The sequence below is a fragment of the Klebsiella sp. PCX genome, from assembly GCF_021869705.1.
In the GTDB taxonomy this organism is placed as follows: Bacteria; Pseudomonadota; Gammaproteobacteria; order Enterobacterales; family Enterobacteriaceae; genus Klebsiella; species Klebsiella quasipneumoniae.
The window spans coordinates 3,371,902-3,385,943 of sequence record NZ_CP091527.1; the positions used below are offsets into that span (position 1 = coordinate 3,371,902).

The window sequence follows — 14,042 nt, forward strand, 5'->3', positions numbered from 1 at the left end:
AGACGATGCGCTTTATCATCAGGACGCTGGCGCGCTATCGGGCAGCACAATGTTGCTCTGCGCCAGGGTCCCCATCTGGTGGTACATCGCGCTGGCGGCATCCAGCAGGTGCATGGCCAGCGCCGCGCCGCTGCCCTCCCCCAGGCGCATGTCCATATCGAGATACGGGCGCAGACCCAGCGCGTCGAGGGCGATCCGCGCCCCTTTCTCCGCCGACAGGTGCGAAGGGATAAGATACGGATGCGCCGCCGGGGCCATGCGGCAGGCCGCCAGAGCCGAAGCGTAGGAGAGGAAGCCATCCAGCACCACCGGCAGGCCGCAGGAGGCCGCCCCGAGGATCACCCCGGTCATACCCACCAGATCAAAACCGCCCACCTTCGCCAGCACGTCCAGCCCGTCCGCCGGGTTCGGCTGGTTATGAGCGATCGCCTGGCGCACCACCGCCACCTTATGGCCCCGCTGCGCCAGCGGCAGATTAGCCCCGCAGCCCACCACCGCGTCGGGGTCGCTGCCGGTCAGGACGCTGATCGTCGCTGCCGCCGGAGTGGTATTGGCCATCCCCAGCTCTCCCACGCCAAAGACTTTCACTCCGTCGGCGGCAAGCTGGCGGGTGAAACGCATGCTGGCCAGCAGCACCGTCTCCGCCTGCTGACGGCTCATCGCCGCCGCCCGGCCGATATTCCCGCTACCGCGGGCCACCTTGAGGTTGATCAGGCCCGGAAGCGGCTCGGCGTCGATGCCGACATCCACCACCTCCACTCTCACCCCTGCCTGCGCCGCCAGCACGCAGACCCCGGTGTTGCCCCGCACCATATTGCCGGCATGAATGGCCGTCACCGCCTGCGGCGAAGGGGTCACGCCTTCATGCCAGACGCCATGGTCGGCGCACATGACCACGATGGCTTTATCGCTCAGCGCCAGCTGCCCCTGCAGCCCCGGCAGACCGGCCAGCTGCACCGCCAGGCTCTCCAGACGGCCAAGGCTGCCGGGCGGCTTTAACAGGCCATCAATATGCTGCTGCGCGCGCGCCATGCCCGCCACATCGGGCTGCGGAATGGCAGCCAGTAACGCCGAAAGTGTTTCCATTCTGTTCCTCACCGTGGATGCCAGGCCTTACAGTAGCGCCAGTAAAAAGCATACTTCGCCCAGCTCGATCGCCGCTCCGAGGGTATCCCCGGTCTGCCCGCCGAGGGTGCGCTTCAGCGCCCACCCCAGCCCCCCGATCAGCACCAGGGCGATCAGCGCGGCGCGCAGCCCCTGCAGCCCCAGCAGGGCGGTGGCCAGCGCGATCGCTATCGCCAACGTCGTTAGCGTCTGCTGCAGGCTAATCTTGCCAATAAACAGATTGCCCAACCCTTTTTCCCGCGCATAGCGATGGCGATACATCAGCAGTACCGCCATCCCGCGACCGACGGCGCAGGCCGCCGCCAGCGCTGCGATGGGGTTGACATCGCGCAGCAGCAGTTCGCCGACCACCAGCACCTTGGCCACCAGCACAAAAATCAGCGCCAGCCCGCCGTGGGTCCCCAGCCGGCTGTCGCGCATGATCTCCAGCATCCGATCGCGGGTGCGGGCGGAGAAGATGCCGTCGCAGGTATCGGCCAGCCCGTCAAGGTGAAATCCGCCGGTGAGCAGCGCCAGCGCCAGCGCGCCGAACAGCGCCGCCAGCGGGACGCCGCACCATGGCTGCAGGAGGTACACCACCGCGCCGGCGATGGCGCCGAGCAGTAAACCGACCAGCGGGAAGGTAACGATACTGCGCTGGTACTGTTCGATCTCCAGGCCCTGGGATAACCGCGCCGGGACCGGCAGACGGCTGATAAACGAGAGTGCAGCAAAGAATGACTTAATCACGTGGGGTTGACTCCTGTCGGCGAAAGCAGCGGAAGAGTTCTGTCGCGCCCGGTCAGCACCTGAGTTTGTCTTCTGGCGAATCGATCGTCGGAGAGGTGAGAGGTGTTGAGATATCGCCCTGACGCCGCTGCGTCAGATGCCCGGCCAGGATGAGAGAAACCTTTCCGATATCAATACGTTTTCGCGGGGCAGTATAGCAAAGAGTCGGTGAGGAGAGGCAGTTGCCGGGACAAAGTTTTCGCAGAAAAAGAGACAGGAGATGGTAGTGCTGAACAGTCCGGCGACGCTGACCGCCGCCGGACAGCAGGCATTAGCCTTCGACTTTGGCTTCGCCCATCACTTTCAGTTTTTTGGAGATGTCACGACGCTCTTTGGACAGCTCGGCATTCTTGATGATGTAGTCGTCAACGCGGTCTTCGTAATCGCTCTTCATGCTGGCGATGATGCCCTGGATGGCTTCCACGCTCATGCCCGGCTTGATGTAGTCGCTGAGGTTGTCCAGCAGCAGAACGCGCTTCTGGTTATCACGGATCTTTTTCTCAACGTCCTGAATTTCACGCTGCAGTTTGTTCTTACGACGGTACAGACGAACAAACTCCAGTACGTCCTGGAAAGAAGGCTTAGTTGTTTCCATTTTTACACCCCTAATAATTGAGATTCGGATTCGTAAAGCGACTGCGTTATAGGGCTAACATAACTGCTAGCAGTCGCTGATGACAATGTTTTTTCCTTTGCGTTTATCATAACCCTAAACGCTGCTGAATCGAAACAACCCATGCAGTTACCCGGCGCATCTGGTGCTTATTTGCGCAATGCGCGGCAGATCAGATGCGACAGCAGCTCCAGCTGGCGTGCCAGTTCAATAGAGAGCCAAACATAGCCATGGATCGGGGTTTCCGCCAGGCTGTCGTCCCCCTGCTCTTTCATCAGCTGGCGCAGTTCGAGGACAATCTCATTCAGCTTTTCATTGTTGGCGCGCACAGGCTGAGGGTTTCCTTCGTACAGCGCGTGGGCGATGGCCAACAGCGTCTGCTGGGTCATCTGCTGCGTCTCGCGCAGGGTGTGCGCATTGAGCATCACGAAGTGACCCGGACGGGTTGCCCACCAGGCGTTGATCTGCAGCTCCAGCATGCACACGAGGTTGCGGCTGACGGTCTGGATAGCCTCGAAGATCGCCTTCTGGATATGCGTCTCTTTGCTGGCGGGAGTGATCAGCCCGCGCATTTTGACGACGTCGTTGAGCGCCTGCTGAAGATGTTTTTCCAGCCGCGGCCGATCCACCAGATTTGGCGAGAAGCCGGCCTGGTAGAGGCGGTTGAAGTTGGTGACGTAGCTGGCCATCTGGATACGCCAGTGGATAAACGCCCGCTGCGGCCAGATACCGGTAAACAACATTGCCAGCAGCGAGCCGAAGATCACGTCGCCGCTTCGCCACAGCGCGGTATGCATATCGCCGGGCGGCGCCCCGACCACCACCGACAGGGTAATGCCGATCAGCAGCGCCTGATAGGGTTTCTTGCCCAGCGCCAGCCAGCCGCAGAGGAACATTGCCGCCGCGCACCAGAGGACCATCAGCGGCAGGGAGATAAGCTCAAGCTTCAGCGCCACCAGCCCCAGCGCCGAGCCGAGGATCGTGCCGCCGATGCGCTGAAACGCCCGCGGCACGACGTTGCCCCAGAAGGAGATCGGCCCCATCACCACCACCAGGGTAATAAGAGGCCAGGTCCCCTCGGGCACGTTCAGCAGCCGCACCAGCAAAAAGGTGAGCACAAAGGCCAGCGCAATCCGCACACCATGCACCACCCGATAATGGCGATACAAGCGGATCTCAAATGGCTTGAGTGATTTATCAGCGCGCACAACCCTCTCCGGCAAAACGAAAAGGCCAATTGTAACTGCTTTTTCGCCCGGAGCATGCCGGGAATGTAAAAATCCTTGTCCGGAACAGGGGTAAACCGCTACGACGCAACGCGCTCAACGGGGACATACATGTCGATATCCCAGTAGCCGTCATGGTTGCCATCGTTGAGATAGATCTCAAAACAGGGCCTGGGGGCCACGCGATGCGTTGTGCTCTGCAGCAGACTGTCGAAAAACTGCATCCACGGGGTAGCAAAATCGTAATCCACCACTCGCGCGCGGGCGCAGGCGTAATCCCCGCCGGCAATCGCCGCCAGTATCACCCCTTCGCTGTTGGCGGGAATGACGTAATCCTCGTCAACGGCGACCACGGTGGCGCAGCGTAGTTTTTCCGCTGGCACGTCCTCCGGGTTATCGTAGTAGACGGCAAGCCACTCGCGGGCGGGCACCTGATGGTTCTCAACCCACATCATCAGTTGCTCAAACCCCTGCTTGACGGTTTGATCCCAGGGCCCGACCAGATGGAAACCGGCAATGGTTTTCTTGCCGAGGGTGGTGACGCTGTAGTTCATCTTGCCTCCTTCGTGAATATATTACTGTATAAATGTACAGTTAATCTAGCAGGAGATCCCCCCTCAGTATGTGCGCGAATTCACAGAGTCGCCATTGCGGCTGATGAAAAAAACGGCGATTTTGTCGCCGCGTCTGCCGGGCGGTAGCCGAAAAAAAACCGCCTGCAAAGAGGCGGTTATCATGGTTACAGCTCGTGGTGCAGGTAATCGCTCATTCGCGAGAATACCCCGCCTTTATTAATGCTTTCGAGGGTGACCAGCGGATAGTGGCCCACGACCTTGTCGCCGTCATACAGCGAAATCTCGCCGACCCGCTGGTTGGCGGCGATCGGCGCCTCCAGATCCTTTTTATCCAGCACATATTTCGCCTTAATCCGCGATACTTCCGCCTTCGGCAGCGCTAACCAGAAATCTTGATCGGTGCCGAGCTTAATCTGCTCTTTATCGCCGTACCAGATGCGCTCAGTGCCGACCTTCTGCCCCTTCTGCAGCACCTGCACGGTGTCGAAGTTCTGCTGCCCCCAGTGCAGCAGTTTAGCGGCCTGCTGCTCGCGGCCTTTCGGGCTGTCGGCCCCCATCACCACGGCGATCAGCCGGCGCTGACCGTCCACCGCCGAGGCGATCAGGTTGAACCCGGCGCCCGATGTGTGGCCGGTTTTCAGGCCATCGACGTTCATGGTTTTATCCCACAGCAGACCGTTACGGTTTTGCTGAGTAATGCCGTTCCACGTCAGGCTTTTCTGGCTGTACATGTGGTAGACGTCAGGCTCGCCATGGATAATCGCCCGCGACAGCACCGCCAGGTCATAGGCCGAACTGTGCTGGCCCGGGGCATCGAGGCCGTGGACGGTTTCGAAATGGGTGTCCTGCAGATGCAGTTTTTCGACATACTGATTCATCAGGGCGACAAACTGCGGCTGACCGCCGGCGACATAGTCGGCCAGCGCGACGCAGGCGTCGTTGCCGGAGTCGACAATCAGCCCACGGCTGAGGTCGCGGACGCTGACGCGGTCCCCTGGCTTTAAGAACATCAGGGATGACCCGTCGAACACCGGGTTGCCCTTCGCCCAGGCGTCTTTACCTACGGTGACGATATCGTCAAAGGTGATACGATGGCTGTCGATGGCACGATCGACCACGTAGCCGGTCATCAGTTTGGTCAGGCTGGCAGGATTACGCAGCTGATGTTCGTTACCCGCGGTCAGCACCTGACCGGTGGTGTAATCCATCAGCACCCAGGAGCCAGCCTGAATGGAAGGCGGCGCGACCGTAGCAGGTAAGTCGACGGCAAATGCGCAGGAAACGCTCGAAGCGAGCAAAGATACAGCAATAAACAAACGGCCTTTCAACGGCATATCCTCTAGATTTACAGATCCGCCGTCCTTTTTACGGAACTTCGCGTTTCATATCAGGGTTTAATTGCAAGAAAATATGACACAGCAGAGGAAGTTGCTTGCCGTTACCCTTCTGATGACCGGGCAAATCGTTTACCATACCGGTCGCACGCCACCACGGATAATGAACAGACTATGCAAGATAGCGTCAACCAGCCCGGATTTTTATTCCACGATTATGAAACCTTCGGCACCAGCCCTTCCCTCGACCGGCCGGCGCAGTTCGCCGCCATCCGCACCGACGCGGAGTTAAACGTGCTCGGCGAGCCCGAGGTGTTTTACTGCAAGCCCGCTGACGATTATCTGCCGCAGCCGCAGGCGGTGATGATCACCGGGATCACCCCGCAGGAAGCGCTGGCCAAAGGGGATAACGAGGCCGCGTTTGCCCGCCGCATCCACGATCTGTTCACGGTGCCGCAGACCTGCATCGTCGGCTATAACAACGTGCGCTTTGACGACGAAGTGACGCGGAATATCTTCTATCGCAACTTCTATGACCCTTATGCCTGGAGCTGGCAGCACGATAACTCGCGCTGGGATCTGCTCGACGTGATGCGCGCCTGCTATGCCCTGCGTCCGGAAGGGATCGCCTGGCCGGAGAATGACGAGGGTCTGCCTAGCTTCCGGCTTGAACATCTGACCGTCGCCAACGGTATTGAACACCAGAACGCCCATGACGCGATGGCCGACGTTTACGCCACCATCGCCATGGCGAAGCTGGTGAAAAACCGGCAGCCGCGGCTGTTTGACTATCTCTACAGCCACCGCAATAAGCGCAAGCTGGCGACGCTCATCGACGTGCCGCAGATGAAGCCGCTGGTGCATGTCTCCGGCATGTTCGGCGCCGCGCGCGGCAACACCAGCCTGGTGGCGCCCCTGGCCTGGCATCCGGAAAACCGCAATGCGGTGATCATGGTCGATCTGGCGGGGGATATGGCGCCGCTGCTGGAACTGGATGCCGACGCCCTGCGCGAGCGGCTTTACACCCCGCGCGCCGAGCTTGGCGATCTTCCGGCGGCGCCGATTAAGCTGGTGCATTTGAACAAATGTCCGGTGCTGGCCCAGGCCAATACCCTGCGCCCGCAGGATGCCGACCGGCTGGGGATCTCCATTCAACGCTGTCTGGAGAATGCCCAGCTGCTGCGGGCGAATCCGCAGGTGCGGGAGAAAGTGGTGGCGGTGTATGCCGAAGCCGAGCCGTTCGTGCCGTCCGAAAACGTCGACGCCCAGCTTTACAATGGGTTCTTTAGCGATGCCGACCGCGCGGCGATGAAAATCGTGCTGGAAACCGAACCGCGCAATCTGCCGGCGCTGGATATCACCTTCGCCGACAAGCGCATCGAACGCCTGCTGTTTAACTACCGGGCGCGCAACTTCCCCGGCACGCTCGATGAACATGAGCAGCAGCGCTGGTTAGAGCACCGTCGTCAGGTATTTACGCCTGAGTTTTTGCAGGCCTATGCCGATGAGCTGCAGATGCTGTATCAGCAGTATGCGGATGATAAAGAGAAGCTGGCGCAGCTGAAGGCGTTGTGGCAGTACGCTCAGGATATCGTCTGATTGGCAGATATGCCCGGGTTGCGGCTAACGCCTTACCCGGGCTACAAACGATGACCGGGGAGGACGCCTGACCGTAGGCCCGCGCAAGCGCAGCGCCGCCGGGCATTGCCTCCCCAGTTCGTGCTTACCTTTTTGCCCGGTGGCGGCTTCGCCTTACCGGGCCTGGACGCTGGTACCAGAGTAGCCCGGGTAAGGCGCTAGCCGCTACCCGGGATGACTGGCTTAACTTTTCGCACGGCTGGCGATGATTTCATCCGCTACGTTGCGCGGCGCTTCCGCGTAGTGGTGGAACTCCATGCTGTAGGTTGCTCGTCCCTGAGACATCGAGCGCAGCGTGGTGGAATAACCAAACATCTCCGCCAGCGGCACATCGGCGCGGATGATCTGGCTGCCGAAGCGCTCTTCCATCCCCTGCACCATCCCGCGACGGGAAGAGAGATCGCCCATGATATTCCCGGCGTACTCTTCCGGCGTCTCCACCTCCACGTGCATCACCGGCTCAAGGATCACCGGGTCCGCTTTGCGCGCCCCTTCCCGGAAGCCGAAGATCGCCGCCATGCGGAACGCCATTTCCGAGGAGTCCACGTCGTGGTACGACCCGAAGGTCAGGGTCGCTTTCACGTCAACCACCGGATAGCCCGCCAGCACGCCGGTGCCCATCGCTTCGCGCAGCCCTTTCTCCACGGAAGGGATGTACTCGCGCGGCACTACCCCGCCTTTGGTGGCGTCCTCGAAGACGAAACCGCTGCCCGGCTCCAGCGGCTCCAGGGTCAGCACGACGTGCCCGTACTGTCCTTTACCGCCGGACTGGCGCACAAATTTGCCTTCCACGTCCGTCACTTTCTTGCGCAGGGTTTCGCGGTAGGTGACCTGCGGACGACCAATGTTGGCCTCAACGCCAAACTCGCGCTTCATCCGGTCGACAATGATCTCCAGATGCAGCTCGCCCATGCCGGAGATAATCGTCTGGCCGGACTCTTCATCGGTATGCAGACGGAACGACGGATCTTCCGCCGCCAGCCGCTGCAGCGCGATGCCCATTTTTTCCTGGTCCGCTTTGGTCTTCGGCTCAATCGCCAGCGAAATCACCGGCTCCGGAAACTCCATGCGCTCAAGGGTAATAATCGCATCCGGATCGCATAGCGTATCACCGGTGGTCACATCCTTCAGCCCAACGCAGGCCGCGATATCCCCGGCGTGCAGTTCGTCAACTTCATGGCGATCGTTGGCCTGCATCAGCACGATACGCCCGATGCGCTCTTTCTTGCCCTTCACCGAGTTCCACACCGCATCGCCTTTCTTCAGCGTCCCGGAGTAGACGCGGATAAAGGTCAGCTGGCCGACGTAGGGGTCGGTCATCAGTTTGAACGCCAGCGCCGACAGCGGCTCTTCGTCGCTCGGATGGCGTTCCGCCGGCTGGCCTTTCTCATCCACGCCCTGTATCGCCGGAATATCCAGCGGCGACGGCATCAGCTCCACCACCGCGTCGAGCATGCGCTGCACGCCTTTGTTTTTAAAGGCGCTCCCGCAGAGCACCGCCTGGATTTCACCCTTCACCGTGCGCTGGCGCAGACCGGCGACGATCTCCGCCTCGTCCAGCTCGCCGGTTTCGAGGTATTTGTCCATCAGCGCGTCGCTGGCCTCCGCCGCCGCCGAGACCATTTTCTCCCGCCACTCGCGGGCAGTCGCCAGCAGATCGTCAGGGACCGGCCCGTAGCTGAAGGTCATGCCCTGAGTGGCGTCATCCCACAGGATGGCACGCATTTTCACCAGGTCGACGACGCCGGTGAAATGCTCTTCGGCGCCAATGGGGATGACAATCGGCACCGGGTTGGCCTTCAGGCGGTCGATCATCATCTGCACCACGCGGAAGAAATCCGCCCCGGGGCGGTCCATCTTGTTGACGAAGGCCAGCCGCGGGACATGGTATTTATTCGCCTGGCGCCAGACGGTCTCCGACTGGGGCTGCACTCCGCCGACGGAGTCATACACCATCACTGCGCCGTCGAGCACGCGCATGGAACGTTCCACCTCAATGGTGAAATCCACGTGCCCCGGGGTGTCGATGATATTGATCCGGTGCGGCTCGAAGCTGCGGTCCATACCCGGCCAGAAGCAGCTCACCGCCGCCGAGGTAATAGTGATCCCGCGCTCCTGCTCCTGGGCCATCCAGTCGGTGGTTGCCGCGCCATCGTGTACTTCACCCAGCTTATGGCTCATCCCGGTGTAAAACAGGATGCGCTCGGTGGTGGTGGTTTTACCGGCATCGATATGCGCGGAGATACCGATGTTGCGATAACGTTCGAGGGGGATGGGTCGGGGCATGATGCGTCCTTAGTCGTTTTGACTGTCAGTCTGCGGTCGGAATGATCCGCAGTTCATTTCACTGCCGCTTATGATAGTACAATTGTACGAGTATATTCGAACTATTTTGACTATTATTATGATTGGTCAGGTTGCGGCGGCGCGCGTGGCATCAGACCTGGAGTTTGGGTATAGTAGCCGCCAGCCGCCGATACGGGCTGCGACCGCCATGCGCCGCGCCACCGCCGACACAGGATTATTATGATCGCCAATCACCCCGAACGAGAACAAATTCGCCTGGAAAATGTCCTTTCCGCGCTCGGCAACCCGCTGCGACTGGAGATCATCCGCACGCTGGCCGACGGCAGCGAGCAGAGCTGCAACGCGCTGCGTCAGCAAGAGGTGGCCAAGTCCACCATGACCCACCACTGGCGCGTCCTGCGCGACAGCGGTGTGATCTGGCAGCGGCCTCAGGGACGGGAGAATATGATTTCGCTGCGCCGGGAAGATCTGGACGCCCGTTTTCCCGGCCTGCTGGATACGCTGCTGAACGTGATGCAGCAGCCGTGAATCGCTAACCGACAGCCTACTCCTCCCCCGCCAGCCGCTGATACTGTCTGAAACGGGCCCGGGCATCGTCCTCCGTTTGCCGGAACAGGGCGTCCGCCAGATCCGGTGTGGTTTTGTGCAGCGCGGCATAGCGCACCTCGCCGAGCAAAAAGTCGCGGAAGCTCTCTTCCGGCTCTTCGGAGTCCAGTATAAACGGCGTTTTGCCCTCGGCTTCGCGCTGCGGATGATAGCGCCACAGGTGCCAGTATCCCGCCTCCACCGCCTGCTTCGCCTCGCGCTGACTGCAGCGCATCCCGGCTTTCAGACCGTGGTTGATACAGGCGGCGTAGGCGATCACCAGCGACGGCCCCGGCCAGGCTTCGGCCTCGGCGATGGCCCGCAGGGTCTGATCTTTATCGGCGCCCATGGCGATCTGGGCGACGTAAACATTGCCGTAGCTCATCGCCATCATGCCGAGATCTTTTTTCCGCGTGCGTTTCCCCTGCGCGGCAAATTTGGCGATCGCCGCCACCGGGGTCGACTTGGACGACTGGCCGCCGGTGTTGGAGTAGACCTCGGTATCAAACACCAGAATATTGACGTCTTCCCCGCTGGCCAGCACATGATCGAGGCCGCCGAAGCCGATATCGTAGGCCCAGCCATCGCCGCCGAAGATCCACTGCGAACGCCGGACGAAATAGTCACGGTTCTGCCAGAGCTGCTCAAGCAGCGGAACCCCCTCTTTTTCCGCCGCCAGCAACGCACTGAGGCGGTCCGCGCGTTCGCGGGTCCCCTCCCCCTCATCCTGCTGCGCCAGCCACTGCCGCATCGCGGCGTGAAGCGCGTCGCTGACCGGCAGGGCCAGGGCGCGGGTCATCTCCTCGGCGATCTGTTGGCGGATCGCCTGGCCGCCAAGCATCATGCCAAGCCCGAACTCGGCGTTATCCTCGAACAGCGAGTTTGCCCAGGCCGGCCCGTGGCCGCGGTGGTTGGTGGTATAGGGCATTGAAGGCGCGCTGGCGCCCCAAATCGAAGAACAGCCCGTGGCGTTGGCGATCAGCATCCGGTCGCCAAACAGCTGGGTGATCAGCCGGGCATAAGGGGTTTCGCCGCAGCCCGCGCAGGCGCCGGAAAACTCCAGCAGCGGCGTTTCGAACTGGCTGCCTTTGACCGTCGTTTTGCGAAACGGGTTGTCTTTTGGCGCCAGCCCCAGGGCGTAATCCCAGACCGGGGCCATCGCGCGCTGGCTGTCGAGGGAGACCATCTGCAGCGCCTTGCCGCGCGACGGGCAGCTCTCCACACAGTTGCCGCAGCCGGAGCAGTCCAGCGGCGAGATAGCCAGATGATAGTGGTAGTCTTTGGCCCCCTGGGCCGGTTTGCTCAGCAGCCCGGCGGGCGCCGCGTCCTGCTCTTCAGCGCTCAGCAACGCCGGGCGGATCGCCGCATGCGGGCAGACGAAAGCGCACTGGTTACACTGGGTGCAGCCGTCGGGCTGCCAGACCGGCACCTCCAGGGCAATGCCGCGCTTCTCCCAGGCGGCGGTGCCGGAGGGAAAGGTGCCGTCTTCCATCCCGGCGAAGGCGCTCACCGGCAGCAGGTCGCCGCGCTGGCGGTTCATGGGCTGCAGAATATCGCGGATAAAGTCCGGCATCAGGGTTGTCGCCTGCGGCGCCGGCGCCTCGAGGGTCGCCCAGTGGGCGGGAACCGTCACCCGACGCAGCGCCGCCATCCCCAGCTCGATAGCCCGCTGGTTCATCTCAATGACGCTCGCCCCTTTGCTGCCATAGCTTTTCTCCACCGCCTGCTTGAGATAGTCCGCCGCGGTTTGCGGATCGATAATGGCCGTCAGCTTAAAGAACGCCGCCTGCATCAGCATGTTAAAGCGCCCGCCGAGGCCCAGCTCGCGGGCGATGTCCACCGCGTTGAGGGTATAAAAGTCGATCTTTTCCTGCGCCAGATAGCGCCGGACGCTGACCGGCAGGTGCTGCTCCAGCTCCGCCTCGGACCAGCTGCAGTTGAGCAGAAAAGTGCCCCCCGGCTTCAGCCCCTCCAGCAGGTCGTAGCGGTCGACATAGGATTGCTGAGAGCAGGCGATAAAATCGGCCCGGTGGATCAGGTAGGGCGAGGTGATCGGCCGATCGCCAAAGCGCAGGTGTGAGACGGTGATCCCCCCGGACTTTTTCGAGTCGTAGGAAAAGTAGGCCTGAGCGTAGAGCGGCGTGTTATCGCCGATGATCTTGATGGCGCTTTTGTTCGCCCCGACGGTACCATCCGAGCCCATGCCCCAGAATTTGCAGGCAGTGATCCCGGCATGGGAGACCGCCAGCGGTTCCTGCCGGGCGGGCAGCGAGGTAAAAGTGACATCATCGACAATGCCCAGGGTAAAGCCGTCCTTCGGCAGCGGCTGCCTGAGGTTATCAAACACCGCGGCGATATCGTTGGGCAGCACGTCCTTACCGCCGAGCGCGTAGCGGCCGCCGACGATCAGCGGCGCATCGTCGCGCTGATAGAAGGCGTTTTTGACGTCGAGGCACAGCGGTTCCGCCTGCGCCCCCGGCTCTTTGGTGCGGTCAAGGACGGCAATGCGCTGCACGCTGGCGGGCAGTTGGGCGAAGAAGTGCGCCAGCGAGAACGGCCGATAGAGATGGACGCTGAGCAGCCCCACCTTCTCCCCCGCCGCATTGAGCGTCTCCACCACCTCCTGGACGGTGTCGCACACTGAGCCCATGGCGATAATCACCCGCTCGGCGTCCGGCGCGCCGTGGTAATTAAACAGGTGATATTCCCGCCCGGTAAGCGCGGTGATCTTCGCCATATAGCTTTCCACCAGATCGGGCAGCGCGAGGTAGAAGCGGTTACCGGCCTCCCGCTCCTGGAAGTAGATATCCGGGTTTTGCGCGGTGCCGCGGATCACCGGGTGATCCGGGTGCAGCGCCTGACGACGAAAGCGCTCCAGCGCCGGGCGGTCCAGCAGCGTCGCCAGTTGCTCATACGCCAGCACCTCGATCTTCTGTATTTCGTGCGAAGTACGAAAGCCGTCGAAGAAGTTGATAAACGGTATCCGCCCGGCGATCGCCGCCAGATGCGCCACCGCCGACAGGTCCATCACCTGCTGAACGTTATTCTCCACCAGCATGGCGCAGCCGGTCTGGCGCACCGCCATCACGTCCTGATGGTCGCCAAAAATATTCAGCGAATTGGTCGCCAGCGCCCGGGCGCTGACGTGAAAGACGCCCGGCAGCAGCTCCCCGGCGATTTTGTATAAATTGGGGATCATCAGCAGCAGCCCCTGCGACGCGGTGTAGGTAGTGGTAAGCGCCCCCGCCTGCAGCGCGCCGTGCACCGCCCCGGCGGCGCCGGCTTCAGACTGCATCTCCATCAGGCGCACCGGCCGACCAAAAAGGTTCTTTTTCCCCTTAGCGGCCCATTCATCGACATTTTCCGCCATCGGCGTGGAGGGGGTGATGGGATAGATGGCCGCCACGTCGGTAAAGGCGTAGGAGATCCAGGCCGCCGCCGCGTTGCCATCCATTGTTTTCATGTTTCCGGACATCGTTCAATCCTCGAAGGTGAGCGTTCTCTTTACCGCGACAGCCCGCGGCAAACCCTGTTTCCTCTTCAAGCACAGCCTGTGCCAGCTCGCGAATTACCGCCTGTCGCTTATTAATTCAACAGGTTAAGGGAAGAAAGGCGCAGATCCGTCCGGCGCAATTGCGGGGAATAAGACACAGGGCGCGACAAGCTGTTGAACAGGCGACAAAGCGCCGCGCCGGGCCGGTGGCGGGAAATTGTTCTGTTTCGCACATTTGGTGGCGTTATTGTGCCGTTTGCGCAGGCCCCCTGCGCGGCCGGTTTACAAAAAATACTTACTTATCAAACGCATAAATAAAAAATTACAGCTGGTATGTTCCCTGCACTTCTCTGCTGGCAAACACTCAACAACAGGAGA

10 protein-coding genes are annotated in these 14,042 nt (G+C 61.3%); 2 read left to right on the top strand and 8 right to left on the bottom strand.

Annotated elements, in window-relative coordinates; translation table 11 throughout:
* Positions 1 to 18: 18 nt before the first annotated feature.
* The 6 genes from cobT to dacD all read right to left on the bottom strand — a co-directional run bounded on the left by cobT (position 19) and on the right by dacD (position 5,635).
* Entirely contained in the window at positions 19 to 1,086 is a 1,068-nt protein-coding gene (gene cobT / locus GQR96_RS16140; protein WP_065877394.1) for a nicotinate-nucleotide--dimethylbenzimidazole phosphoribosyltransferase, read from the bottom strand.
* Positions 1,087 to 1,113: 27 nt separating this feature from the next.
* On the bottom strand, positions 1,114 to 1,854 hold the full coding sequence (gene cobS / locus GQR96_RS16145; protein ID WP_065877391.1) for an adenosylcobinamide-GDP ribazoletransferase: 741 nt from the start codon (positions 1,852 to 1,854) through the stop codon (positions 1,114 to 1,116).
* A 310-nt stretch (positions 1,855 to 2,164) separates the two neighbouring features.
* Positions 2,165 to 2,488, bottom strand: a complete 324-nt coding sequence (locus tag GQR96_RS16150) for a DUF496 family protein (RefSeq protein WP_002911883.1) — start codon at positions 2,486 to 2,488, stop codon at positions 2,165 to 2,167.
* Positions 2,489 to 2,655: 167 nt separating this feature from the next.
* Positions 2,656 to 3,714 (bottom strand): FUSC family protein, encoded by a 1,059-nt coding sequence (locus GQR96_RS16155; RefSeq protein ID WP_004203544.1) that lies wholly within the window; start codon positions 3,712 to 3,714, stop codon positions 2,656 to 2,658.
* Positions 3,715 to 3,812: 98 nt separating this feature from the next.
* On the bottom strand, positions 3,813 to 4,286 hold the full coding sequence (gene sbmC / locus GQR96_RS16160) for a DNA gyrase inhibitor SbmC (protein WP_017899697.1): 474 nt from the start codon (positions 4,284 to 4,286) through the stop codon (positions 3,813 to 3,815).
* A gap of 185 nt (positions 4,287 to 4,471) precedes the next feature.
* The gene (gene dacD, locus GQR96_RS16165; protein WP_065877807.1) at positions 4,472 to 5,635 is read right to left on the bottom strand and encodes a serine-type D-Ala-D-Ala carboxypeptidase DacD; all 1,164 of its coding nucleotides are present in this window, start codon (positions 5,633 to 5,635) and stop codon (positions 4,472 to 4,474) included.
* 180 nt (positions 5,636 to 5,815) lie between these two features.
* Between dacD and sbcB the strand changes: the two genes are divergently transcribed.
* Entirely contained in the window at positions 5,816 to 7,240 is a 1,425-nt protein-coding gene (sbcB, locus tag GQR96_RS16170; protein ID WP_049093790.1) for an exodeoxyribonuclease I, read from the top strand.
* Between the two features lie 222 nt (positions 7,241 to 7,462).
* Here sbcB and fusA read toward each other — a convergent pair whose 3' ends face one another.
* Entirely contained in the window at positions 7,463 to 9,565 is a 2,103-nt protein-coding gene (gene fusA, locus GQR96_RS16175; protein ID WP_065877389.1) for an elongation factor G, read from the bottom strand.
* 240 nt (positions 9,566 to 9,805) lie between these two features.
* On the opposite strand from fusA, the gene GQR96_RS16180 reads away from it, so the two are divergent.
* Positions 9,806 to 10,114, top strand: coding sequence for an ArsR/SmtB family transcription factor (locus tag GQR96_RS16180; protein WP_065877387.1), 309 nt, complete (start codon positions 9,806 to 9,808; stop codon positions 10,112 to 10,114).
* Positions 10,115 to 10,130: 16 nt separating this feature from the next.
* Here the strand turns inward: GQR96_RS16180 and nifJ are convergent, their stop codons facing one another.
* Positions 10,131 to 13,646: a pyruvate:ferredoxin (flavodoxin) oxidoreductase gene (gene nifJ, locus GQR96_RS16185; RefSeq protein WP_065877385.1), complete on the bottom strand. Its 3,516-nt coding sequence runs from the start codon at positions 13,644 to 13,646 to the stop codon at positions 10,131 to 10,133.
* Positions 13,647 to 14,042 lie beyond the last annotated feature (396 nt).

Excerpts from the sequence above, each read along its gene's own strand:
- GQR96_RS16180 (WP_065877387.1), top strand. The coding sequence starts at position 9,806 with ATGATCGCCAATCACCCCGAACGAGAACAAATTCGCCTGGAAAATGTC.
- nifJ (WP_065877385.1), bottom strand. The coding sequence starts at position 13,646 with ATGTCCGGAAACATGAAAACAATGGATGGCAACGCGGCGGCGGCCTGG.
- cobT (WP_065877394.1), bottom strand. The coding sequence starts at position 1,086 with ATGGAAACACTTTCGGCGTTACTGGCTGCCATTCCGCAGCCCGATGTG.
- GQR96_RS16150 (WP_002911883.1), bottom strand. The coding sequence starts at position 2,488 with ATGGAAACAACTAAGCCTTCTTTCCAGGACGTACTGGAGTTTGTTCGT.
- sbcB (WP_049093790.1), top strand. The coding sequence starts at position 5,816 with ATGCAAGATAGCGTCAACCAGCCCGGATTTTTATTCCACGATTATGAA.
- sbmC (WP_017899697.1), bottom strand. The coding sequence starts at position 4,286 with ATGAACTACAGCGTCACCACCCTCGGCAAGAAAACCATTGCCGGTTTC.
- fusA (WP_065877389.1), bottom strand. The coding sequence starts at position 9,565 with ATGCCCCGACCCATCCCCCTCGAACGTTATCGCAACATCGGTATCTCC.